At 64.9% G+C, this 24,280-nt stretch carries 18 protein-coding genes; 8 read left to right on the plus strand and 10 right to left on the minus strand.

Translation table 11 applies throughout. The features are described from left to right. Positions 1 to 90: 90 nt before the first annotated feature. The gene (acnB, locus tag E4L98_RS00285) at positions 91 to 2,676 is read right to left on the minus strand and encodes a bifunctional aconitate hydratase 2/2-methylisocitrate dehydratase (protein WP_135199562.1); all 2,586 of its coding nucleotides are present in this window, start codon (positions 2,674 to 2,676) and stop codon (positions 91 to 93) included. 211 nt (positions 2,677 to 2,887) lie between these two features. Here acnB and E4L98_RS00290 point away from each other — a divergent pair, with 211 nt between their 5' ends. Then, on the plus strand, positions 2,888 to 3,421 hold the full coding sequence (locus tag E4L98_RS00290; protein WP_135199563.1) for a DNA/RNA non-specific endonuclease: 534 nt from the start codon (positions 2,888 to 2,890) through the stop codon (positions 3,419 to 3,421). Between the two features lie 24 nt (positions 3,422 to 3,445). On the opposite strand, the gene E4L98_RS00295 is transcribed toward E4L98_RS00290, so the two are convergent. The 4 genes from E4L98_RS00295 to E4L98_RS29875 form a co-directional block, all read right to left on the minus strand. Beyond that, the gene (locus tag E4L98_RS00295; RefSeq protein ID WP_135199564.1) at positions 3,446 to 6,433 is read right to left on the minus strand and encodes a TonB-dependent receptor; all 2,988 of its coding nucleotides are present in this window, start codon (positions 6,431 to 6,433) and stop codon (positions 3,446 to 3,448) included. Between the two features lie 296 nt (positions 6,434 to 6,729). Then, complete coding sequence (locus E4L98_RS00300) at positions 6,730 to 6,918, minus strand: hypothetical protein (protein WP_135199565.1); 189 nt, start codon at positions 6,916 to 6,918, stop codon at positions 6,730 to 6,732. Then, positions 6,848 to 9,697 (minus strand): outer membrane beta-barrel protein, encoded by a 2,850-nt coding sequence (locus E4L98_RS00305; RefSeq protein WP_135199566.1) that lies wholly within the window; start codon positions 9,695 to 9,697, stop codon positions 6,848 to 6,850. The genes E4L98_RS00300 and E4L98_RS00305 overlap by 71 nt, the downstream gene beginning before the upstream one ends. Before the next feature lie 131 nt (positions 9,698 to 9,828). Beyond that, positions 9,829 to 9,999, minus strand: a complete 171-nt coding sequence (locus tag E4L98_RS29875; protein ID WP_167761235.1) for a hypothetical protein — start codon at positions 9,997 to 9,999, stop codon at positions 9,829 to 9,831. 533 nt (positions 10,000 to 10,532) lie between these two features. On the opposite strand from E4L98_RS29875, the gene E4L98_RS00310 reads away from it, so the two are divergent. The 3 genes from E4L98_RS00310 to E4L98_RS00320 all read left to right on the plus strand — a co-directional run bounded on the left by E4L98_RS00310 (position 10,533) and on the right by E4L98_RS00320 (position 14,032). Further along, positions 10,533 to 11,300, plus strand: a complete 768-nt coding sequence (locus E4L98_RS00310) for a substrate-binding periplasmic protein (RefSeq protein WP_135199567.1) — start codon at positions 10,533 to 10,535, stop codon at positions 11,298 to 11,300. A 66-nt stretch (positions 11,301 to 11,366) separates the two neighbouring features. Continuing rightward, the gene (locus tag E4L98_RS00315) at positions 11,367 to 12,608 is read left to right on the plus strand and encodes an efflux RND transporter periplasmic adaptor subunit (protein ID WP_229257157.1); all 1,242 of its coding nucleotides are present in this window, start codon (positions 11,367 to 11,369) and stop codon (positions 12,606 to 12,608) included. Positions 12,609 to 12,661: 53 nt separating this feature from the next. Next, positions 12,662 to 14,032, plus strand: a complete 1,371-nt coding sequence (locus E4L98_RS00320) for an efflux transporter outer membrane subunit (RefSeq protein WP_229257158.1) — start codon at positions 12,662 to 12,664, stop codon at positions 14,030 to 14,032. A gap of 150 nt (positions 14,033 to 14,182) precedes the next feature. On the opposite strand, the gene E4L98_RS00325 is transcribed toward E4L98_RS00320, so the two are convergent. After that, the gene (locus tag E4L98_RS00325; protein WP_229257159.1) at positions 14,183 to 15,130 is read right to left on the minus strand and encodes a LysR family transcriptional regulator; all 948 of its coding nucleotides are present in this window, start codon (positions 15,128 to 15,130) and stop codon (positions 14,183 to 14,185) included. Positions 15,131 to 15,192: 62 nt separating this feature from the next. Between E4L98_RS00325 and E4L98_RS00330 the strand changes: the two genes are divergently transcribed. Next, positions 15,193 to 15,639, plus strand: a complete 447-nt coding sequence (locus tag E4L98_RS00330; RefSeq protein WP_135199569.1) for a DoxX family protein — start codon at positions 15,193 to 15,195, stop codon at positions 15,637 to 15,639. Positions 15,640 to 15,817: 178 nt separating this feature from the next. Here the strand turns inward: E4L98_RS00330 and budC are convergent, their stop codons facing one another. Next, positions 15,818 to 16,579, minus strand: a complete 762-nt coding sequence (gene budC, locus E4L98_RS00335) for a meso-2,3-butanediol dehydrogenase (protein ID WP_135199570.1) — start codon at positions 16,577 to 16,579, stop codon at positions 15,818 to 15,820. A 331-nt stretch (positions 16,580 to 16,910) separates the two neighbouring features. Next, positions 16,911 to 19,967, minus strand: a complete 3,057-nt coding sequence (locus tag E4L98_RS00340) for a hybrid sensor histidine kinase/response regulator (RefSeq protein WP_167761236.1) — start codon at positions 19,965 to 19,967, stop codon at positions 16,911 to 16,913. Positions 19,968 to 20,008: 41 nt separating this feature from the next. Here E4L98_RS00340 and E4L98_RS00345 point away from each other — a divergent pair, with 41 nt between their 5' ends. The 3 genes from E4L98_RS00345 to E4L98_RS00355 are packed head-to-tail and all read left to right on the plus strand — an operon-like array spanning position 20,009 to position 23,557. Continuing rightward, positions 20,009 to 21,097, plus strand: coding sequence for a sensor histidine kinase (locus E4L98_RS00345; protein ID WP_135199572.1), 1,089 nt, complete (start codon positions 20,009 to 20,011; stop codon positions 21,095 to 21,097). Further along, complete coding sequence (locus E4L98_RS00350) at positions 21,094 to 21,447, plus strand: Hpt domain-containing protein (RefSeq protein WP_167761237.1); 354 nt, start codon at positions 21,094 to 21,096, stop codon at positions 21,445 to 21,447. Before E4L98_RS00345 ends, E4L98_RS00350 begins: the two co-directional genes overlap by 4 nt. Further along, on the plus strand, positions 21,431 to 23,557 hold the full coding sequence (locus E4L98_RS00355; RefSeq protein ID WP_135199574.1) for a hybrid sensor histidine kinase/response regulator: 2,127 nt from the start codon (positions 21,431 to 21,433) through the stop codon (positions 23,555 to 23,557). Before E4L98_RS00350 ends, E4L98_RS00355 begins: the two co-directional genes overlap by 17 nt. On the opposite strand, the gene E4L98_RS30285 is transcribed toward E4L98_RS00355, so the two are convergent. Both E4L98_RS30285 and E4L98_RS30290 read right to left on the minus strand, forming a co-directional pair. Continuing rightward, positions 23,479 to 24,018 (minus strand): methyl-accepting chemotaxis protein, encoded by a 540-nt coding sequence (locus E4L98_RS30285; RefSeq protein WP_371857154.1) that lies wholly within the window; start codon positions 24,016 to 24,018, stop codon positions 23,479 to 23,481. The genes E4L98_RS00355 and E4L98_RS30285 overlap by 79 nt on opposite strands. After that, on the minus strand, positions 24,006 to 24,182 hold the full coding sequence (locus E4L98_RS30290; RefSeq protein WP_205746637.1) for a hypothetical protein: 177 nt from the start codon (positions 24,180 to 24,182) through the stop codon (positions 24,006 to 24,008). Before E4L98_RS30290 ends, E4L98_RS30285 begins: the two co-directional genes overlap by 13 nt. Positions 24,183 to 24,280 lie beyond the last annotated feature (98 nt).

Genomic DNA, 24,280 nt, shown 5'->3' on the forward strand with positions numbered 1-24,280 from the left:
AATCCGGCTGCCGGCAACGTTGGGGAAAAAAGCCCCAATAAACCGTCACCGACTTATTGGGGCCCGCTCAGACTAGCTGCCTGAGTCTATTTATACCTTCACCGAATCGGCGACGCTGCGGAATTCTTCGATCTGGTCGAAGTTCATGTAGCGATAGATCTGGTCGGCGTTCTTGTCGATCACGCCGATGTGCGACATGTATTCCTCCTTGGTCGGGATGCGGCCCAGGGCCGAGCATACCGCCGCCAGTTCGGCCGAACCCAGGTAGACGTTGGTCTCCAGGCCCAGACGGTTCGGGAAGTTACGGGTCGAGGTCGACATCACGGTCGCGCCCTTGCGGATCTGCGCCTGGTTGCCCATGCACAGCGAGCAGCCCGGCATTTCCATGCGTGCGCCGGTGCGGCCCAAGGTGCCATAGTGGCCTTCGGCGGTCAGCTGTTGTGCGTCCATCTTGGTCGGTGGCGCGATCCACAGGCGGACCGGAATATCGGACTTCCCTTCCAGCACCTTCGAGGCAGCACGGAAGTGACCGATGTTGGTCATGCACGAACCCACGAACACGTCATCGATCTTGTCGCCGGCCACGTCGGCCAGGGTCTTGACGTCGTCAGGATCGTTCGGGCAGGCCACGATAGGCTCGTGGATGTCGGCCAGGTCGATTTCGATCACGGCGGCGTATTCGGCATCGGCGTCCGGCGCCAGCAGCTGCGGGTTGGCCAGCCAGGCTTCCATCGCCTTGATACGGCGTTCCAGCGTGCGCTTGTCCTGGTAGTTATTCGCGATCATCCACTTCATCAGCGTGATGTTCGAGTTCATGTACTCGATGATCGGCGCCTTGTCCAGGTGCACGGTGCAGCCGGCGGCCGAGCGCTCGGCCGAGGCGTCCGACAGTTCGAAGGCCTGTTCCACCTTCAGATCCGGCAGACCTTCGATTTCCAGGATGCGGCCCGAGAAGATGTTCTTCTTGCCCTTCTTGTCCACCGTCAGCAATCCTTGCTGGATGGCGTACAGAGGGATCGCGTTGACCAGGTCGCGCAGGGTCACGCCCGGCTGCATCTTGCCCTTGAAGCGCACCAGCACCGATTCCGGCATATCCAGCGGCATCACGCCGGTGGCGGCGGCGAACGCCACCAGGCCCGAACCCGCCGGGAACGAAATACCGATCGGGAAGCGGGTATGCGAGTCGCCGCCGGTTCCGACGGTGTCCGGCAGCAGCAGGCGGTTCAGCCACGAGTGGATCACGCCGTCGCCCGGACGCAGTGCCACGCCGCCGCGGTTCTCGATGAAGGTCGGCAGTTCGCGGTGCATCTTCACGTCCACCACTTTTGGATACGCGGCGGTGTGGCAGAACGATTGCATCACCAGGTCGGCCGAGAAGCCCAGGCAGGCCAGGTCTTTCAGCTCGTCGCGGGTCATCGGGCCGGTGGTGTCCTGGGAGCCGACGGTGGTCATCTTCGGTTCGCAGTAGGTGCCCGGACGGATGCCCTGGCCTTCCGGCAGACCGCAGGCACGGCCGACCATCTTCTGCGCCAGCGAGTAGCCCTTGCCGGTGTCGGCCGGGTTCTGCGGCAGGCGGAACAGTTCGGACGGCGCCAGGCCCAGCGCATCACGCGCCTTGGCGGTCAGACCGCGGCCGATGATCAGCGGAATGCGGCCGCCGGCGCGCACTTCGTCGAACAGCACGTCCGACTTGACCTTGAATTCGGCGATCACGGCGCCGTTTTTCAGGGCTTTGCCTTCGTATGGACGCAGTTCGATGACGTCGCCCATTTCCATCTGGGTCACATCCAGTTCGATCGGCAGTGCGCCTGCATCTTCCATGGTGTTGTAGAAGATCGGTGCGATCTTGGTGCCCAGGCAGACGCCGCCGAAACGCTTGTTCGGGATGAACGGAATGTCTTCGCCGGTGAACCACAGCACCGAGTTGGTGGCGGATTTACGCGAGGAACCGGTGCCGACCACGTCGCCGACGTAGGCCACCAGGTTGCCCTTGGCTTTCAGCGCTTCGAGCTGCTTCAGCGGACCGACCTTGCCCGGCTCTTCGGGATTGATGCCCGGACGCGGGTTCTTCAGCATGGCCAGCGCGTGCAACGGGATGTCGGGACGGGTGGTGGCGTCCGGTGCCGGCGACAGGTCGTCGGTGTTGGTTTCGCCGGAGACCTTGAACACGGTCAGGGTAAGGCTGGCCGGCACTTCCGGACGCGAGGTGAACCACTCGGCGTCGGCCCACGACTGCAGCACGCCCTTGGCGCGCGCATTGCCCTGGTCGGCCAGTTCCTTGACGTCGTGGAAGTAATCGAACATCAGCAGGGTTTTCTTCAGGCCGGCGGCGGCGACGTCGCCCACCACGTCATCGGCCAGCAGGTCGATCATCGGCTTGATGTTGAAGCCGCCCAGCATGGTGCCCAGCAGCTTGGTCGCCAGTTCACGCGAGATCAGCGGCGAGGTTTCCGTGCCCTTGGCCACGGCGGCCAGGAAGGCGCACTTGACCTTGGCGGCGTCATCGACGCCGGCCGGCACGCGGTTGGTGATCAGGTCGACCAGGAATTGTTCCTCGCCGGCGGGCGGATTCTTCAGGAGTTCCACCAGATCGGTGGTCTGGGCTGCCGACAGCGGCAGCGGAGGGATACCAAGGGATGCACGTTCGGCAACGTGGTCACGATAAGCAGCTAGCATAAGAGTCTCGTCAGGTTGATTACAGCGCAGGCAAGTGATCACGTGATCCAGCGCCTGTTCCGGCCGCTATTGTACACCAACAACTCTTATATAAGACATATGACAGCAGACACGAAGGCATTTTTACGACATTTTCGCCGCCGGCCGCTCGAATCGGCCGACCTTCTGGAGTAAACTCTGCTGCATGACGCGATTGCTGAAGGAGTGGCAAATGGCAAACTATCCCGATATCGACGGAAAAACGCCGCGCCGGTCGCCCGAATCCCTCTCGGCGCTGAAGAACCGAGTCGTCCCTTATCTGCAGGAGATCTGGCTGACCGATTACAAGCGTCGCACGCCCAGGCACGAAATCGTGGCCATCAACCTCGAAGGCTATTCTTACCTGTTTGATGTCGCCGCAAGCCACCTGATCGCCGCTTGGACGATCAGCAATGGCCCGGTGGCGCACGAGCGTGACCGCGGGAGGATGCGCGGACATCCGCTGACGGCGGAGCCCGGATATCATCGTGGGCACGTGATTCCGCACCAGTTGGGTGGATTATGCGATATCAATCTGGTGGATCAGCGGGGCACATTGAATATAGGCGACTTCCGCCGGTTGGAAAAACTGGCGGTCGCCACGCCCGGTGCGCTTTATTTCACCTACTGGCAGTATACGTCGATGCGCGGTGACATCCCGGTCGCCGTCGACCAGGGACTGCTCGTTCCCGGCCAGCCCGCGGACATCGTCACCCACGCCAACTAACATCGGGGTCAGAGCCCCGATCTGTTAGAACTTGTAATTCAGGCCCAGCATGTAGGTGCGGCCGCGCTCGGCGTACAGCAGGGTGTCGTTGCGTTCGGTGTCCTTGCCGTAGCGTAGCGGCTCGGCGGTCAGGTTTTGCGCTTCGAACGACAGGCGCAGCTGCGGCGTGACGTTGTAGGAGGCCGAGAAGCCGACCGTGGTCGAGGGATCGGCAAACGAGTGGTCGCTACCGTTCTGGTCGCGCAGCACATCGCGCAGGAAGCCCGAGCGGTGCGCCACCGAGACGCGCGCACTGAATTTGCGGTCTTCGTAGTACAGCGTGGCGTTGTAGGCGTTCGGCGACAGGCCGACGAAGTTGGCCACTTCGGTCAGCTGTTCGTTGGCAGGGGTTTTCGGATTGTCGACCCGCGTGATGTAGGTGATCTTGGAGCGCACGTGGGTGTAGTTGGCCAGCGCGCCGAAGTTGCTCAGCGCGCCCGGCAGGAAGGTGAACGGCAGCTGCCAGTTGAATTCGAAGCCGTCCAGCGGCCCGCCCTTGGTATTCACCATGCGGCTGACGGTGACTTCGGTATCGGGCTGCGTCAGGCAGGCCGGCGTGCCGCCGGTGATCGAGCAGCCGCCCGCCGTCAGGTAGGAGTTGGACAGGCCCAGTTCCGAATACGGCATCAGCTCGCTGGTGCGCTGGATGAAGGTTTTGATGTTCTTGTGGAAGGCGCCCAGCGAGATCATGGCATTCTTGGCGTAATACCATTCGGCCTGCAGGTCGTAGGTGTCGGCGCGGATCGGGTCCAGCGTCGGGTTGCCGACCGAGACCGACTGGTTGCTGACGTTGATCGATGCCGATGGCGACAGGTCGACATATTCCGCGCGCGACAGGGTCTTGCCGGCCGAGAAGCGCACCAGCAAGTCTTTGGGCAGGGTCGCGGTGACGTTGAACGCCGGCAGCCAGTCGCGGTACGAGTGTTCGACCACACGCGGCACAAGCGCGCCGGCCGGGTCCTTGATCAGCTGCATGGCGGTGGTGGTGGTGTCGGCGCCGCGCACGCCGGCGTTGCCGCGCAGCGGCAGTCCCCAGGCGTTGAGTTTGAAATCGGTGGCGAAGAATACGGCGTCGATTTTTTCTTTCACTTCGCGCTTGGTCTGGCTGGCCAGCTGGTATTCCGACAACGGTACTTTCGAGCAGTGGCATTCGATATCGTAGACCGCCAGGAATTTATCCAGGTCGATTGCGGCCCAGGACGATGGAATGCCACCGCCGCCCAGCGTGCGGCCGAAGTTGCTGATCTGGCGCGTCAGGTCGGACAGGTTGACGCCGGCCGGCAAGCCTTGGGTCGGAATGCCGCCCGAGGGCACTTCATAGTTGAACCAGGTGTTCTTGCGTTCCGACAGGCCGGCGCGCAAGGTGAAGTTGTCGTTCAACTCGTAGCTGGCGTTGACCGAGCTGGTTTTCAGCTGATTGGTGGTCAGCAGATAGCGGCCGACGAAGTTGCCGTGCACCGTGCCATCCGCGGCCTGCGTGCCGAACGAGAAGTTGTTCGGGTTGGTCACATCCATGCCGAAGTTCAGCAACGGCACGCCGGGTCGGTTGAAGTCCCAGGAGAAGCCGTTGACGTTGGGCGCGTCGATCTGCACGGTGGCGCGCATCGGGTTGCTCAGGCGCGAGCTGGAAACGCCGAACATCGCATCCACCGTCAGCTTGTCGGTGACGTCACGCTTCGCCGTCAGCACGCCCTGCTTGAACAGGGTGCTGTAGACGTCGACCAACCCTTCGCTGCGGATGTCGACGCCGTTGAATTTGCCGTAGGTCCAGCTGCCGTTGTTGTTGAACTGGGCGTCCACGATCGAAGTCTGCCCCTTGCCGTTTTCGCTCATGTCACGGCCGAAGGAAATCGCCTCGATGTAGTTGTCGTAGCGGCGGTTCTTGTACTGGCCGCCCAGCAGGTCGAGGTTGAATTCCGTTTCGCGGTCGGGACGCCATTGCAGCGTGCCGGTGGCGCCCAGGCGCTCGTAGTCGGTCTGCGAGCGGCGGTAGCGCGGTATGCGCGGGTGGAACGCGCCCGATCCGGGCAAGGGGTTGGCGACCGTACCGCCATAGTTATCGGTGCGGCCGATCACGCTGTTGTAAGCCGTCGGATCGCTGCTGCGCGGTACGCCGAAGCCGCAGCTCTGCGCGGTGACGCCCTTGACCGCATTGTTGGCCGGGTTCTGCGTGGCGGCGCCGACCGGCGAACAGAAACCGCCGTTGACGCTGGCCGAGACGATGTCCACCGCCTCATAGCCATCCTCGATGGCGCTGCGCTTCGCATACGCGACCGACACCAGCGCGCCGACCTTGCCGATCGGCGTATCCCAGCGGTTGGTGTACAGCCCGGTCAGCCGCGGCTGGGTCTTTTCCGAGATGGTGTTGTACAGGCCCTGCACGCCGATGCTGCCGGTTTCACCCTTGAAGTCGAACGGACGCGCAGTGCGCAGGTCGACCGTGGCGCCCAGCGAACCTTCTTCGACGCTGGCGTCGGAAGTCTTGCGCACCGCCAGGCTGTTGAACAGTTCCGCCGCGAAGACGCTGAAGTCGAAGGCGCGGCCACGGTTGGTGCTGCCGTTGATGTCCGAGGCGCCGGTGGCGCTGCTGCCTTCGATGCCGTTGATGCGTACGCGCGTAAAGCCGGCATTCAAGCCGCGCACGGTGATCTGCTTGCCCTCCCCGCCATCGCCCAGCGCCACCGAGACGCCGGGGACGCGCTGCATGGATTCGGCCAGATTGGCGTCGGGGAACTTGGAGATGTCTTCGGCCTTGATGATGTCGATGATGCCGTCGGAATTTTTCTTGATGTTGAGCGCGTTATTCAGGCTTTCGCGGAAGCCCGTCACGATCACGGTGGTGCCTGCTTCGTCGTTGTTGTTCTGCCTGGCTTGTTCCTGGGCCTGCGCCTGCGTGGCGCCTGCCAGCGCCAGCACCGCCAGTGTGATCAGGCGTAGGGGCGTGCGTGGTCCTGCATGATGGGTCTGCGTCATATGTCTCTCTCCGTTATTGGTAAAACTTTTTTTTATATATTAAAGACATAATCACGGCGTGATAGGCCACACTTGCAAAAGATCACGCACTTGAGCATTTCGCGATTGCTCACCGATTTGACCGATACGCTATTGAGTCATTGCCGTCTCCGTCGCGCCGACAGCACCGGACCAGTTCCGCTGGATAGGACAAGGCGGGCGGGCGCGACGCCTCGCACGCGTCGGCGCAACCCGATCTGGTGAATCAACGGGGTTGCCGACATCGGCCTTCCGCAGCGACCGCACGCGTTAGCCCGCTAGGGTGCGGTGTCGCACGCCAGGTCGATACGGGTGGGCCGGTCGCGCTCGACCTGCTGCCAGTCATCCTGTTCGATCAATTCGGCGACCTGGATCACGCTGCGGCGCTGGCAGCGCTCAATAACCGCCGGGATCGCCGCCACCAGGACGGCCAGCGCCGCCGCCGGCGCCGCGATTCGGGCCGCCACGCTCGCCATTATTGCCATTGAACAGATCGCCGCGCCGGGCGCCGCCGTTGCGAAGCCTCTGATCGCCGGTTACCCCGCCAAACTGCGTGCGCAAGCCGATCGAAAACACGCGCGGCTGGCTGCTGGTCAGACTATGCGTACGCAGCACCTCATTTTCCACCGTACTTTCCAGATCGCCGAGGCGGAACACATTGTTGACATTCATGTTCAACGTCATGCGTGGCGTCAGCCGGTGCTGCCACGAGAAACTGGTCATGGTGAACGCCTTGTTGACGCCCTGCCCGCTCAGCGTGGCGCCATTGTGATTGACCATCAGCTGCAGCGATTCGGCCGCGATCTGATAGGCCAGCCGCAGCTTCGCGCTTTCGCGGTGTATGGTTTGCGTCTGGGTCAGGCTCGACGCCAGATTGGAAACGCGCAGCCGCTGGTCGTTCGAAATCGTGCTGCTGATGTTGGCGCTCAGCCCATCCAGCAACAGCCGGCGGATATTGAACGCCAGGTCCACGCCGGTCGAATCGTTGGCGCCAAAATTCAGCGGCGAGGTCACCAGCACATCCGGATCGCTGGCCAGCGGGTAGCTGATCGAACTGATCACCGGCGACTCGCGCCGCTTGAACAGGGTGACGCTGCTGTCGATGCCGAACCAGTTGTCGCGGTAGGACAGCTCGGTCAGGTCATTGTTCACCGGCTCCAGATTCGGATTGCCCTGGCGCGCGCTGAAATCGCTCAGGTAGACCAGGTTCGGATTGAGGTCACGCTCGTTGGGCCGGGCGATGCGGCGGCTGGCGCGCAGTTGCAGCACCGCGGTCTTGCTCACGTCGTAGGTTGCATAGAAACTTGGCAGCCAATTCAGATAGTAATACTTGTCCTCTTCGCCCGGCAGCGGCTGGCGCACGTCGAGCTCGGTATATTCGCCGCGCAGGCCGGCCTGCAGGTGCGCGTCGCGCAGCAGCGTGGTGCTGACAATGCCGTAGATCGCCACGTTGCGGTCATTCGAGACGAAATCGCTGATGCGGTTGGCCACCGGCACATAGGCGCCGCTGACAGGGTCTTGCGCCAGATAATTGGTGGCGTTGTTGTTCTTGCTGTCGGCATATTTGCCGCCGGCCTTCAGCAGCCAGGTACCCAGGAACGTGCGCTGGTAATCGAGGCTGATGTCGAGGATGCGGTTGCGGCGGTCGGTTTCGCGGTGGTTGTTGGTGACCACGCGCGGCGGCAGCAAGCGATAGTCATACCAGACGTCCGCATCCGAGTTGTTGGTCTGACCGGTATAACGCAGGTCGGCCTTCAGTTCCTCGCCCGGTGCTCCGGTCTTGTGCAGGTAGGACGCCCCCAGGCCGAAGTTGTCGGCCGGCGAATCGCTGTGCGAGCGCGTGCTGAAATCCGCCACCGGCAATTGTCCCAGGCCGTAGCGGTAGGTGTTGCCGGCGCTGTCGCTGGCGTTGCGGATGGCCGAATAGCTGGCGGTCGCGCCGGCCTGGTCCAGTTGGCCGACGTTGTAGGTGAAGGTCGACGCCATCGTCACCGAGCGGCGCGGCGAATGGCTGTTGGAACTGGTGTTGCTGCCGCCGATGGTGTCGCCGGTCAGCGGGTCCAGATCCTCGCGTTGCGACGCCCGGTGCGCGCTGCGCTCATCCTGGCGTATGCCGATATTGCCGCTCAGCGAGTACGGCCCGGCCGCATATTCGCCGTTGCCAAAGGCGTTGTAGCGGTTGCCGTCGCTTTTGTTGACGCTCAGGTTGGCGCGCGAGCCGGGCTTGCGGTTACGCTTGAGAACCAGGTTGATGATCGGACCGCTGCCGCCCTCGTTGCCGAATTCCGCGCCCGGTACGTTGATCACCTCGATCGACTCTATATTTTCTGCCGGGAAGGCGTTCAGCGCGTCACCCCGGTTCTGGCCCTGGAACTGCGCGTCGCGCTTGCCGTTGACCATCACCTGTACGTTGGGATTGCCGCGCAGGGTCAGATTGCCGTCCTGATCCACCGTGACCGAGGGCACGTTGTTGAGCACGTCGGAGGCGGACGCATTGCTGACGCTGATATCGTTCTTTAACTCATACACATCGCGGTCGACCTTGTTGGTCGGGCGGGCGGCCACCACCTCGACGCTGGACATTTCCTCCGCGGCGGCCGGCGGCTGCTCGAGCGTCATCCGGAACCAGTCGATGTCGACATGATGCCGGCGGTCCGCCCGCTGCGCCAATGTAACATTGCTGTACAGCGCCACACGGCGCTCCTTCCACCACGCGGGATCGGACAGCTGGGTGACCGGCCCTACCTGGTGGTAGCCATCCTGCTCATTCAGCGCGTACGAAAACTGCAGGGTCTGCTGGTTCACCACCTCGATACGCAGAATAACGGCATCGCCGTCGATTCTGCTGCCCAGGGTTTCCTGCGCGCCGTTGGCGAACACCAGATAGTTGACGCCGCCCTCGCGCGCCACTCCGACGGATGCCGACTGCGCGCCCAGCAGACTCAGGCCCGCGCGCTGGTGTTCGGCCAGGGCGCCGATGTCCAGCCGCACGCGCATCCCCGAGACCGGACCGGACAGGCTTTGCGCCAGCGTCAGCGGCCGCGTGGCCTGAAGGCGCAGATAACCGGGACGATCACGCAGACTCCAGCCGGCATCGTCCACCTTGTGCAGCCAGGACCATTGCGCGCCGAGGCGGTCGCCGGCAAATTCGTCGGTGATCAGTTGCGTATCGTCGGCGCGCGCCAGCGACAGGCAGCAGGCGAGCAACATCGCCGCGGCGCGGCAGGGAGTTGATTCAAAGTTCATGTCAGCGGCGTTTCATCTGAGTGTTCATGCCAAGCTCCGCCGATGTTAGAAGGCCGGTTGATTCCCGTCAATCACCCGGGCCCGCCACACCGTTAAATTCACCGGATTGATCGTTTGGCGCGCCTCCGCGTTCAAGCCGCCGCGGTGTCCAGTGCGGCCAGGCCCGCCATCAGCCGCTCCTGCAACTCGGTGCCGACACGTTTGAAGCCCAGCAGACGCGCCGCCGACCTCACCAGCTCGGCGTCCTCGCCACCGGCATTGTCCGCCCGCGCGATCCGCAAGGCTGCCTGGATTTCCGGCATGGAAATGCTGGCCGCTTTCAGCGTCGCGCCGGCTTCATTCGAGCGGTCCCGTACCGGTGGACTGTCGAGGTGCGCCTGTCGAACCAGAACACGCCATCGCTGAGCAGACCGCCACCGGCCGTTTGTGCCCGCGACAGGGCAGGATGCGGCTGCCTGCTTTCTCCTTGCCGAAGCAGGCGGCCAGACGCATGGCCACTTCCTCAATGGGTATCGGTCCCTCTTCACGCCGCACACCGTCGCGCCGGCTGCGGCCGGGATCGATATCGGCCGGGTCGAAGGTAACTTTCCAGAAAATACGTAGGACCGATTATAAGATGGCAAATGTGCCGATCATATAACAAACGTTCCGAAAACCGCAGGTAGTCGATCGCCGCCGGCGCCCGCGTCATTACGGGCAACGAAATGGTGTCTTGCGTTGTGGCCACTCGCTGCGATGTCGTGATGGTATTTAGAATGATCGGCAGCAAACTGGCCATGATGTTTACTCGGCGCCGGCTGGTCCGATTTTTCGCACTGCCTCAACAGGTCAATCTATGCTTACATTCAAGAAAGCCATACTGCTGAGGGGCGCACTCTGCTGCCTTATGCTCCTTCGAACCGGTTTCGCCAACGGCGCCCCGCAGGTCTACATCGACGACGTCGCGCCACTGTATTACCGCGTGAACGGCATTCCGCAGGGCCTGTTATACGACATGATGACGGAGATGGGCCGGCGCGCGCAGTACGGCGGTCAGATCGTACCGCTGCCGCTCAAACGGCTGCACCATTTGCTCAGTACCGATAACGATGCGATCGGCACCATGTGGCGCACCGCCGAATCCGAGGACAGGCACCGGTGGCTGTGCAAGCTGTATGACACCAGTTTCTTCCTGGTGGCGGCGAGAGACAGCCATGCCGACATCTCTTCACTGGAAGCGGCCAGACACTTGCGCATCGGCGTCATTCTCGGCTCCCCCGCAGAGACGGTTGCCCACAGCAGCGGCTTGCAGAATATACAGAGCGCCACCAATGCGGAGAGCAACCTGCGCAAATTGGCGCTGGGTCGCATCGACGCCTGGATCGCCACTTCACTGGTGCTGAAGGCGACGCAGCAAAAGCTCGGGGAAGCGGCCGGCACGCTTCGTACCGGAAAGGAGCTCGGCAGGATCGGACTGTATCTGGTCAGCGCGCCCGGCGCCGCGCCGCAGCTGACCGCAAAATGGCAGTCGGCCTGTGCATCGATGCAGAAAGATGGCAGCGCCGCGGCGATCATCAAGCACCACGGCGCTGCGGCGTCGGATGCGGGCGGAAAAAGCCAGTGATGACCAGGCATCATGCTTGCGCTTGAATGCGCTAGAATGGCCGCTGTTTTTAACGATGTAAAACCGATGAACGACGAAACAGACGGCTCCCGCCGCCCGATTTTCTCCACTGCCTTCCGGCCCCGCCGGCTTACTTGCCTGGCCGCGGCGCTGTTGGCGCTACAGGCCGACATTTCCTTGGCCCAGACGCCGGATGCCCCGCCGGCGGCCGTCGAGGAATTGCCGCACTCTTCGGCTGAACCTGATGTCAAGTCAGACACGGTCACGGTGCAGCGCGGCGACCTGCAGCAAACCGTCGAAGCGACCGGAAAACTGCAATTCCACCAGTTTGCGGATGTGAATGTCCAGGTCGCCGGCCAGATAAAGGATGTGCCGGTTGCCGTCGGCGACGCAGTGCGCGAAGGCAAGCTGGTGATGGAGATCTCGCCCACGATCCGCGCCAACCAGATGGAAAACAACCGCGCCCAAATGGCGCGCCTGCGGGCGGAACTGGCGGATCAGCAAGCCCAGACGGATTTCGCCGAGCTGCAGTTCAAGCGCCAGACGCAGCTCAAGGCACAAAATGCCACCCGCGAAGAAAGCTTCGAGGCCAGCCGCATGAGTTTGTCGTCAGCCCGCGCCCGGATGGACGCCATCCACGCGCAAATCCAACAGCTCGAGGCGACGCTGAAATCCGATGAGGAAAGCATGCGACACACGCAGGTACTGGCGCCGCTCTCCGGAACCGTGGTGGCGCTGAATGCGCGCGCCGGACAAACGGTGAGCATCGGCCAGACGGGCGGGCCATTGTTGCGGATTGCCGACCTGTCGCAAATGACGGTCCAGGCGCGCGTCGCGGAAGTCGATGTGACGCGTCTGCGGCGCGGCATGACGGCCAATTTCACGACCCCCGGTTATGCCGGCCGCACCTGGTCAGGCAAGTTGCGCCAGGTGATTCCCGTTCCGGCCGAGGGGACCGGAGAGCAAGGCAAGCAGACTTTTTACAACGTCCTGTTCGAGGTCGATAATCCGGAACAGGAGCTCATGAGCGGCATGACGGCCCAGGTGCAGTTCATCGTCGCCCAGGCCAAGGATGCGTTGCTGCTGCCCGTCAACCTGCTGGGCAAACCAGACGCGGCGGGAATATATCAGGTCCATGTGCTGAACCCCGATCGGCGCATCGTGGCGCGCAAGGTGAAAATCGGCATGCGCACCGCACAACAGGCACAAGTGCTGTCCGGCCTGGAGGTGGGCGAGCAGGTGTTGACCGGTCCCGTACCGACGCCAGCGCCTACGCTTAGGCCGGCCGCGCCGAAGGGGATGCCATGAGCCGAGGTACTGCGCTTAGGCGCTTGAGACTCTCGGCGATGCCGCACACAAACATGCTGGCTGGCTGCCTCGGCGCGGTTTTGCTGGCCGGCTGTGCACACACGATTCCGGCCACGGAACCGGCGCCGGCGGTCGACTTGCCGGCCGGCTGGTCGCAGGCCAGCCAGGCGGGCAGCAAGGAATGGCCGGACAGCCACTGGTGGCAACGCTTCGGCAGCGACGAGCTGAGCCAGCTGGTGCGCGAGGGCCAGGAAAGCAACCTGGAGCTGGCGGCCGCGCTGTCGCGGGTACGCCAGGCGGAGGCGCAGGCGCGGATTGCCGGGGTCGCCCTGTTGCCCGCCGTCGATGCTTACGCCGGCGCCAGCCGGGATTTGCCGCTCGCCGGCCATCACAACGCCAATCTCGCATCGAGCGGCCAGTTGCAGGTGTCGTACGAACTCGATTTTTGGGGCAAGAATGCCGCCAGCGCCGCCGCCGCGGAGGCATCGCTCAGGGCCAATTTCTACGATCGTCAAACCGTCGCCCTCACCGTGACCAGTGGCATCGTGTCGACTTATCTGCAGGTTCTGTCCCTGCACGACCGCCTGGAAATGGCACGCGAAAACACCAGGACCGCTGAGCGGGTGCTGACGCTGGTCGAGGCCCAGAGCAGCGTCGGCGCCGCCACCACGGTCGATTTGGCACGTCAGCGTTCCGCTGTGGCCAGCCAACGCGCCGCCATCCCCGATCTGCTCCAGCAGGAACGCGAAGCGCAATCCGCGCTGGCCATTTTGCTCGGCCGCTCGCCGCAAACCTTCAGGATCAGTGATCACGGACTCGCCAGCATCCACCTGCCGCAGGTGACGGCCGGTATGCCGTCCGAACTGCTGTCGCGGCGTCCCGATATCCGCCGTTCGGAAGCGATGCTGGCGGCCGCCAGCGCCAACGTCGAAGCGGCGCGCGCGGCCTTGTTTCCCAGCATACGTCTGACCGGATCGACCGGCACGCAAAGCAGTGCCTTGACGTCGCTGCTCAATGCCCAGACTCTGTTCGCGAATGTGGGCGCCTCGCTGGTGGCGCCGATTTTCGATGGCGGGCGCCTCCGGACCGAGCGTGACCTGGCCATCGAACAAAAGCAGGAACTGGTGCAGAACTACCGCTCGACCGTCCTTTCGGCCCTGGCGGAAGTGGACACGGTGCTGGGCCAGATCAATAGTCTGGATGAGCAGCGCCGCTTGAAAGAGGTGGAACTGGAACAGACGCGTGTGGCTTTCAATCTGTCCGAGATCCGCTACAAGGCGGGGGCGGAAGACTTGATGACCGTGCTCGATACCCAACGCAACCTGTCGGACGTGCAAAACGAGCTGGGGAAACTGAAACTCAAGCGCCTGCAGGCCACGGTATCGCTCTACAAGGCCCTCGGCGGCGGCTGGCAGGCTGGCTGAGCGAAGGATAACGCCTCTGATCGTTATTCGACGGGATCACAGGCCGCCGGCAAGGCCGGCCGCGATTTTGAGGAAGGCGCCGGCACGGATTCAATGACAGGCTGTCGCGAACCGCGTTTCAGCGAAGCCCTGTGGTACGGCGCGCCGTGTCTAGCCGACTCGTGGCGATTCAAGCCTGTCCATATTTTCCACCAAAAAATCGATAAAACTACGGAGCTTGAGCGCCTGATGCCGCCGGCTGGGATAGACGGCAAATACCCGGCCCTGATAGGTCTTATCGACGTCACCGCAGTGCAGCAGGCGACCACTGGCGAGGTCATCAGCCACCAGCCAGCCAGGCAAAAACGCGGCGCCGATTCCGGCCATGACGGCATGGTAGCTCAAGGTGGTGTCGTTCGAGCGCATTGCTACTGGTTGGTCCGGCGCGAGCAACATCCCCTCGGCTGGCATCTTGGGACGTCCGAACTGCATCTGATTCGGCATGATCATCGCGGGCAAGTGAGCGGCGCCAGCCTGGCTTTTTGCGGCGGATCGCGCCAAAAATTCCGGTGTGGCGACGCAATAGAATTGCACATCGCATAGTTGCCGTGAGATCAGACTTTGCGAAGCATCGTTCTTCATGCGCAGCGCAAGATCAAAACCTTCGGCCACCAGGTCGACCATGCGGTTTTCCAAGTGGACATCGAGACGGACACCAGGACAGCGCCGCTGATAGTCGGCGATGAGCGCCGCGAAGCGCGGCGTCGCGATCCACACGGGCGCGCTGATTTTCAGCTCGCCACGTGGCGATCCAGTGACCTGGCCGACGGCAGCGACACCAGTATCCAAAATCTCAAGCGCTTGCATGGCTTGCTCGTGGAACAGCCTGCCCGCCTCGGTCAGGCTCATGCTGCGACTGGTGCGGTTCAGCAGGCGCGCGGCAAGGCTGCGTTCAAGGCGCGCCAGGTGCTTACTGATCATCGGCGCTCCCATGCCTAGGCGATGAGCTGCTGCAGTCAGACTTCCGCTGTCAACGATCTCGCAAAAAACACGTAGGCCAATCAGGTCGATCGTCGTCAATGTTTCCTGGTTGAGAAATGATGATTTGCCTTTGGACATATCGATTTCCGGGAAAAGAAAACATAGTATCAGCTCATCAATAACTCTGGATCAGCTCCCACATGACTTCCTCTCCACGTTCCGGCCACTGCCGCTATTTAACCGCGGGCCTGTGGCTCGCCCAGGTCGCCGTGGCTATCGTATTTGCCGCCTCGGGTTTCTTCAAACTGTTTATGCCGATTGCCGATCTCGCCGCCATGATGACCTGGCCGGGAGACTACCCATCACCCTTCGTACGCGCGATCGGTTTGGTGGACCTGCTTGGCGCTGCCGGCGTGTTACTCCCCTCGCTGACCCGCATCCGTCCGCAGTTGACCGTTTTTGCTGCGGGCGGCTGCGTCCTGCTGCAAGTGCTGGCAATCGCCTTTCACGCAAGTCGGCGCGAGTTCTCCGTGCTGCCGCTGAATTTCGTGCTGTTGCCGCTATGCGTATTGGTGCTATGGGGGCGCGGCAGACGCATGCCGATCAGCGCGCGTGCAAAGGATGCGGCGCCCGGGCGTGGGGCATGAGATGTGATCCTCGCGCGGTTGGCGCTCCGACCAGTTAATCACGGCGGCGAGCCGAGCGGGTGGATCGTCGCTGCGCGCCAGCCGGCCAGCGGCACCGGCACAGCCGCATCCAGCGCGGCATCGCGCTGGTTCGTCAGCAGCCCACGCGCACCGACTTTCCCAAGCCTAGGCCTGACTGTTATTGGGGTGGCTGCCCGTTGGACGCCCGCAGCCCCGCATCCACCGGCAGATTGACACCCGTGATGAGACGCGCGTCGTCGCTGGCCAGGAAAGCCATCGCCGCGGCGACGCCATCCGCGTCCTCGGGGGCGCCGAGTGGCATGCGTTCCCTGAACTTGGCCACCAGTTTTTCATCCTTCAGCATATCCTCGGTCATGCCGGTTTTCGTGAAGCTGGGATTGACCGCGTTGACCCTGACGCCATCCTTTGCGGCGTCCAGCGCCATCGCTCGCACCATATTGCTGACCGCGCCCTTCGACGTGTTATAGGCAAACATCTCCCAGTCTCCACCCAGGCCCGACACCGAGGACGTCATGACGATCGCACCGCGCGCTTTCACGAGCTCGGGCATCGCCGCCTTGGCCATGTGAAAATAACCAGCAACATTGACCGCCATCACGCGCTCGAAGTCTTCCGCGCTGGTCTGCATGATATCGCCCTCGCTGGCGACCCCGGCATTGTTGATCAGCACATCCAGACCGCCGAAGCGAGCCAATGTCGCCTGGACGGCGGCAACTGCTGTCTTTTGTTCGGCGGTGTCGCCCACATGCACCAGCACACGGTCCTGCGGCAATTTCCCTGCCGCCTCTTTGAGGCTGGATTCGTCTATGTCGAGCATGACCACGCGCCCACCCTCATCGAGAAAGCGGCGCGCGGCAGCCAGGCCCATGCCGGACGCGGCCCCCGTGATCAGTACAGTCTTATCCTTGAAACGATTCATCGTCTTCCTTTCAGTAGGTGACGGCAGCCAGGGCCGTGGAATCCGGCGCCACCAAAGCGCGCGGCGATCGACAGAGTCGGCTTAACCTTATCATTTCAGCTGCGGAGCCATCGGTGCGGCAAGTCGCACCCGCGCAGTGACGGACGACCGGTACCGGAGCCGAAAAGCTAGCTTGACGCCGCGCAGGCCACGGCGGGTCCGACTGCGCACCAGAAAGTTTCCGCCTCGGACGCGCCGGTGGCAACGCCAGGGGTCCCGCGTACAATGTTGATGTTGACCGCTGCGGGCGGGCTCCACACAAATCCCACCGGCAACGTTTGCCGCACGCCGGTCAGACCGGCGCGACTGCCGGCACTGGAACCTGCACGCGCCCATGTAGCAAATCCAGCGCGCGCGCGAAATTCAGTTCGTTCAGACAGCGCGCAACCTGCGCCAGCACCGGATCGCCCTCGCCGGCCAGGCGCTCGACCCATTGCAGGGCACGCATATTGGCGCTGGCAAGCAGTTGCTCCAGCACGTCCAACTCCAGCGCCACCGCACCGGCTGACGCAGCGACCGTTGCCATGGCGTCGGTCATCGGCGCCGGCTGGTCCCCGTCGAGCCGCCGCAGGAGCCGCGCGCGCGTTTCCTCACCAAGCTGACACAGCGCGTTGATCCGCTCCGCCATGCCGGCGTCAGTGTGCTCCTGTCGATGCGCCTGCTCGAGTGTCTTCACCTCGGCCGCAAGAGCGCGCGCTCCCAGCGTCGCCGCCAGTCCCTTATAAGTGTGCAGCGCCGCCGCGGCGCCCGCGCGGTCCCCCTGGCGCAGCGCCATGACCGCCTGGTCGGCCAGTTGCTGGCTCTGCGCGCCGAACATCGACAGCGCGCGCCGGTAGAGGCCGGTATCACCGCCGAAGCGCGCCAGGGTGGCCGCGAGCGGTTCATCGCCATCGCCGGGGTCGACGCCGGCCGGCGCCGACGGCGCCACCGCACCTGGCTGACGCAAACAGCGAACCAGCAGCTCGAGATCAATCGGCTTGCCGACATGCTCATTCATGCCGGCCGCCAGGCAGGCGGCACGGTCGCCATCGCCGGCATTGGCCGTCATCGCCACGATGCGCAGGCCGGAGCCGACCGCCGCCCGGATGCGGCGTGTCGCCTCCAATCCATCCATCTCGGGCATCTGCATATCCATCAGCACCACGTCCGGCAGCGTGGCGGCGCGCAGCACGCGCTGCACGCCATCGCTGCCGTTTTCCGCCAGTTCCACCAGCGCGCCTTCATTGGCCAGCAGTTGCCCCGCCACTTCGCGGTTGAGCGCGTTATCCTCCACCAGCAAGACGCGCAGGCCGACCAGACGCTGCGGCGCTGGCGGCGCCGCGAGGTCCGTTGCCGGCGCCTCGCGCGCGTGGCGCACCGCCGCGGCCAGTTGTTGCGGGGTGGCCGGCAGACCCAGCACTGTGGCCGTTTCCGCCGCGTTACCGGCCGCGGTCAGCAGCACCAGCGCCGGTGGCTGCGCTTGCTCCGCCAGCTGTTGCACCACCTCCTCGCGCTGTGCCAATGCGGCCTGAAGCAGCACCGCGTCGAACGGTTGGCTGCGCAGCAAGGCGCACGCCTCGCCGGCGCAGGCAGCCACGGCAACGCGCCAGCCCAGCCCGTTGCACATGCGCTGCAACGCTGCGCCAGCCGCTGCGTGCGCATGCGTCACCAGCACTGCCAGCGGGCCGGCCTGCGGCGACGGCGCCGCCTCGCCGTAGCCCAGCGTCAGCTCGAACCAGAAGCGGCTGCCGTGGCCGGGACGGCTCTCCAGCTGCAGTTGGCTGTCCATCAACGCCAGCAGGCGGCGGCTGATCACCAGGCCCAGGCCGCTGCCGCCGTAGCGCCGGGAAATCGAGGCCTCGGCCTGGGTGAAGCCGTCGAAGATGCGCGCCTGCTGTTCGGCGCCGATGCCGATGCCGCTGTCCGCCACGCTGACCTGCAAGCGCAGGCGACCGCCATCGCAGGCCAGCACCTGCAGCGCCACCGTCACGTGGCCGCGCGCGGTGAACTTCAGCGCGTTGCCGGCCAGATTGATCAATATCTGCTGCAGCCGCAAACGGTCGCCGATCAGAATCGGCGGCAGGCGCGGGTCGAGATCGAAAATGACTTCGACGTCCTTGTCACCCTGGTTGCCCGCCAAAATGACCGCCAGATCGCGCAGCAGCGCGTCGACGTCGAAAGGATGCGGGTCGAGTTGCAGCTTGCCGGCCTCGATCTTGGAATAATCCAGCACATCGTTGAGCAATTGCAGCAGCGCCCGCGCGGCGCTGTCCGCCTTGGCCACGAAGTCGCGCTGGCGCGGCGCCAGCGCCGTGCCCTGCACCAGTTGCAGCATGCCCAGCACGGCGTTCATCGGCGTGCGGATCTCATGGCTCATGTTGGCCAGGAAATTCGATTTGGCGGCGCTGGCAGCCAATGCCTGCTCCTTGGCCTGTTCCAGGGAACTCAACAGTTCGCGGCGCTGCGTGATGTCCATCGCCACCCCGAGATAGCCGGCCCGCTCGCCCTGTGCGCCGTACATCGCGGTGACGATCAGCGACACCGCCAGCCGGCCGCCGTCGCGCCGCACATAGGTCCACTCACGCGTCTCGGCGCCGGCCCGTTCGGCCACCAGCACCACCGCGCGGAACGGATCCACCGGCCGCCCCTCCATGGTGCTCAGCTCGGCGGCGCGGGCCGCCACTTCGTCGCCATCATGGAAGCGCATGGGCGTGGCGCGGTGTAACAGCTCATCGGCCTGGTAGCCCAACATCCGTTCGGCGCCGCGGTTGAACACCGTGATGCTGCCGTCATTGGCGCACGCGATGATGGCCACGCCGGTGGCCGCGTCCAAGACGTTGCTCAGCATCAGATTGGTATCGCGCAGCTGCGCCGTGCGCTGCGCCACCGTATCTTCCAGGCGCGCGTTGGCCGCGCGGACGCGCAGCTCGGCCGCGCGCCGTTCGGTGATGTCGCGTACCGTCTTGGCGGCGCCGATGACGCTGCCGTCCGGATGGCGCACCGGCGCCACCGCCACCCACACGTCGATCAAATGGCCATCGCGGTGCTGGCGTTGGGTTTCGACATCGGGCACCGTTTCGCCGGCGGACAGCCGGCGCAGGATCGCGCGCTCCTCGTGTTGCAGGTGGGGCGGCACCAGCAGTTCGCCCACCGTCCGTCCCAGCGCCTGCTCGGCGCTGTAGCCGAACAGGCGCTCGGCGCCGCGATTCCAGCTGGTGATCCGGCCCTGCAAATCCTTGCCGATGATGGCATCGGCCGAACTGTCGACGATGGCGGCCAGTCGCGCCTGGCCGGCCAGGACCTCATGCCGGCGCCGGCGGCCGGCCTCCGCGACCGCCAGCAATGTGCTCAGCGCCACGGTGATGATCACGCCGGCGCTGAAAATCCCGGCCGGCGACGGCCCAGGGCACGGTGGCGCTGATCGGCAGCGACGGCATCGTGCGCGCGCGCCGCGTCGGCACGCGCGACAGCCTGGGCCAGGATATCGGCGCCAGCCAGGTGTTTGCCGCCATGCGGCGTGGCGCCGGCAGCGCCGTGCTGCCCGGCCCGATCGACGGCCGGCCACGCTTCTATTCGTATATGCCGCTGCCGGGACTGCCGCTGTACGCGCTGGTCGGCCTCGACTGTGAGGAACGGCTGGCCGACTTCGAGACGCGTCGCCGCACGACCTTGGCGCTGGCAGGACTCAGCGGCGCGCTGGTACTGGGTTTCACGGCCATCCTCAGCGGGCTCACACGGCGCCTGATCGCCAGTCGCGAGGCGGCGCGCGCAGCCAGCCTGGCCAAATCGCGCTTCCTCTCCAACATGTCGCACGAACTGCGCGCACCGCTGAACGGGGTGCTGGGGTACGCCGAACTGCGGCGGGAGGAACTGCACGGCCAGGCCGGCAATTTCGCCCTGCGCATCCACGAGTGCGGCATGCGGCTGCTGGGCCTGGTGGAAGCCGTGCTTGAGCTGAGCGGTCTGGAAGCGGGCCAGACCGCCCTGGCGCTGCGCCAGGAACGGCTGGGCGAATTGGCCCAATGCGCGCTCGCCGGCCAGCGTGCGGCTGCGCGCGACAAGGCGCTGGTTTTGCGTCTGGAACTGGGTCCGCAACTGCCGCGCCATTATGTGTGCGACCGCGGCAAACTGCTGCGCCTGCTCGACATCCTGCTTGACAATGCGGTGCAGGCCAGCAGCACCGGCGAAATCCGTCTGCAGGTGCGCAGTGCGCCAGGACGACTGTTGTTCCGCGTCTGCGATCAGGGCCCCGGCCTGCCGGCCGCGGTGCGCTCCTGCCTGTTCGAGCACTTCGCCAGCGCCGACGACAGTCCAAGCCGGCCGCGCGGCGGCGCCGGACTCGGCCTGGCGATCGCGGCACGGCTGGCGCAACTGATGGGCGGCACCTTGCGCCTCGACGACGCGGCCGACGCCGGTACGGCGTTCTGCGTGTCCCTACCCTTTTTGCGCCTGCAGGATCCGGCCGGCGCCATCATCCAGAGCGAGGAGGCAGCATCGTGAATGCCATCAGCTATCGGGCGATCAATCCGGCGGTGTTGCTGCAGCTGGCCGGCGACCTTGCCACCTTCCGTCTGCTGGCGCAGACCTTCGTCGACCACGCACCCGAGCAATTCCGCCAGTTGGTGGCGGCCCTGCAGCAACGCGATCACGCGGTCATCGGTCGCTGTTGCCACACGCTCAAGGGCATGGCCAGCCTGGTCGGCGCCGAGCGCCTGGCGGAACTGTTACGGTCGATGGAAGCTGCCGCGCGCCGGCAGTCGGTGACCGATGCGCCGGAACTCGGCCAGGTTTTCCTGCAGGTGCTGGCCGAAGTCACCGCCAGCCTGGAAGACGATGGCATCGGCGCCTGACACCGGCACGCCCCGCCGCGCGCGCTGGCGACCCGACAGGCGCTGGCCCATCGCCGCCATCGCGGCCGGCATGTTGTGCCTGCTGGCCGCCTCCGCCACAGCGGCCGCCTGGCTGTTGTACCGCCACGAGGTGGCGGACTGGCGCCTTGGGTTGGACAACCTGAGCCGGCTGATGGCTGAAAATGTGGCGCAAACCATGGGTTCCAGCTATTTGCTGCTCGACAGCCTGGCTGGCCTGGCGCACGGCACCAGCCGCGACACGCTGGCCAGCGCGGAAGTCTACCGCAGCCTGCGCGACCAGGCCGCCGCGCTGCCGCAGGTGGCGGTGGCGACCATCATTGGCGCCGACGGCACGGTCCTGAACACGACGCGCGGCTATCCGGCGATCGGCACCAGTCACGCCGCACGCGCACATTTTCGCCATCACCGCAGCCACCCGCTCGCTCAGCCTTACCTGAGCGGGCCGGAACGCTCCCCCAGCGACGGCCGCTGGACATTTTATTTGAGCCAGCGCATCGACGATCCCCAGGGCCGGTTCGCCGGCGTGGTGGTGGTGGGCCTGGCCTGCGAATTCTTCAGCGATAGCTTCCGCAACGCCAGCCCGTCCGGCACGACCGCCATCGCCATCTACCGCAACGACCATACCCCGCTGGCGTCCTGGCCCGTCACCGCCGCGCCGGCCGGTCCCGATCTGGACGCCGCAACCCGCCAGGTGCTCACAGCCGGCCTGGGCCACGCCGTACTCACCGACGCCGCCGGCGGCGTGAGCGCGGTGCGCGCGGTGCGCGACTATCCGTTGGTGATCAGCGCAGGTGTCGGCCGCGATACCGTGCTGGCGGGCTGGTGGGGCGCGATGACCCTGCTGGGCGCTGTGGCGCTGGCCGGACTGACGGCCACGCTGGTGGCATTTGCGCTGGTCGCGCGGCTGCTCAGGCGGCGCGAACTCGACGCCGGCCATGCGCTCGCGCTCAAGGCCCGGGCCGACCAGGCCAACGCCGCCAAGTCGCGCTTTCTGGCCATGATGAGCCACGAAATCCGCACACCCATGAACGCGGTGCTCGGCATGTCGGAATTGCTGCTCGACACCGAGCTCGACATCACCCAGCGCGCCTATGTCGGCAGCCTGCGCGACGGCACGCTGGCGCTGCTGGATATCGTCGACGATGTCATGGATTTTGCCGAACTGGACGCCGACCGGCTCCGTCTGCTACCGCGCCCTTACGACCCGGCCCAGTTGCTGGAGCAGGTGGCGGCGCGCCACCGCCTGGCCGCGCAACGCCAGGGGTTGCTGATCACCACCAGCCTGGCCGCCCCACCGGGCCTGGCTGATGGCGATGGTGGCCGGCTACGCCAGGTCCTGAACAAGCTGGTCGGCTACGCCATCACGTGCGCCGCCCCCGGTACGCTTGCACTGCGCTGCAGCGCCCATCCCGACGACGCCGGCTGGCTGTTGCGCTACAGCGTGAGCCATTCTGGTAACGGCGTCGGCCCGCTGCGGCCACAACGGCTGTTCGAACCATGGTGCGAAGCCGCGCAAGTCGGCAATACACTCGATACCGGCACAGGCCTGGGTCTGGCCATCTGCAACCGGCTGCTGCACCTGATGGGCGCCAGGCTGACCTGCAGCAGCCTGGCGGACCATGACTCATGCATCAGTTTCGAGCTGCGCTGTCAGCTTGCGGCGTCGCCGCCGACGAAGCCCGTGCCTGCATCGTCCGCCAACGCGCGCCGCGTGCTGCTGGTGGAAGACACCGAGATGAACCGTCAATTGGCAAGGATCCTGTTGCAGCGCATGGGCTGGCAAGTCGACGAAGCCCACGACGGCGCACAGGCGCTCGCAGCGCTGGAAACCAATGTGTACGACATCGTACTGATGGATTGCATGATGCCGGTCATGGACGGCTACGAGGCAACCAGCCGCCTGCGCGCGCTGGAAACGGCGCACGCCCGGACACGCGTGCCAGTGGTGGCGCTGACCGCCAGCGCGGTCGAGGGCGAGCGCGAACGCTGCCTGGCGGCGGGGGCCGACGATTATCTGAGTAAACCCTTCACCGCGGCGGCCTTCACCGCGATGCTGGCGCGCTGGAGCGGAACACCCACCCTGTCGTGACCGGGGAACCGACCTTGGCCGTCGAGTTTTGGCGTGTGCGCAGGTCCTGCTTGACTTGAACACGGCCAATGGCTTGCGACACGCAGCGTGTCTGCTGCGCCAGATTGCCGGCCGCCGCCGCGGCCTGCTCCACCAGCGCCGCATTCTGTTGCGTCAGGTCGTCGATCCGTATGACGGCTTGGTTGACTTGGCCGATGCCATGACTCTCCTCGTTCGCCTGCGCGTGCCGCCTCAACGGCGGCATTCAGCGCCAGGATGTTGGTCTGGAACGCGATTCCGTCAATGATGCCGATGATGTCCCGTATCCAGCCGGAGGACCTGCTGATGTCGCCCATGGGTCGCACCACTTGCGACACGATGTCGCCGCCTTCCGCGGCAATCTGCCGCGCGCGCTCGGCCAGTTGGTTGGCAAGGTCCACACTGCTGGCGCTCTGCTTGGCCGTCGATGTCAGCTGCTCCATGCCGGCCGCGGTGCGCACCGCCCGATCTGACGGTCGCGCGACATGCGCATTTTTTCCTTCACGCGCGCGACCATGCCGGTCGAAACCACGCGGCCATCGAGCACGCGCAAGCGGTGCGGATTGCCGGAGCGGATGTCACGGTAGGCAAGTTCCGCCTCGCGCACCTGTTCACGACTGGGCTTGTACGCGCCGACAGGTAGCCAACTGGTCCACAGACTACCGTTCCTGATGGGCTTCGCGGCATATGCGGGTGGCGCACGAT

This window comes from Duganella callida (assembly GCF_004614165.1).
Classification (GTDB): Bacteria; Pseudomonadota; Gammaproteobacteria; order Burkholderiales; family Burkholderiaceae_D; genus Rugamonas; species Rugamonas callida.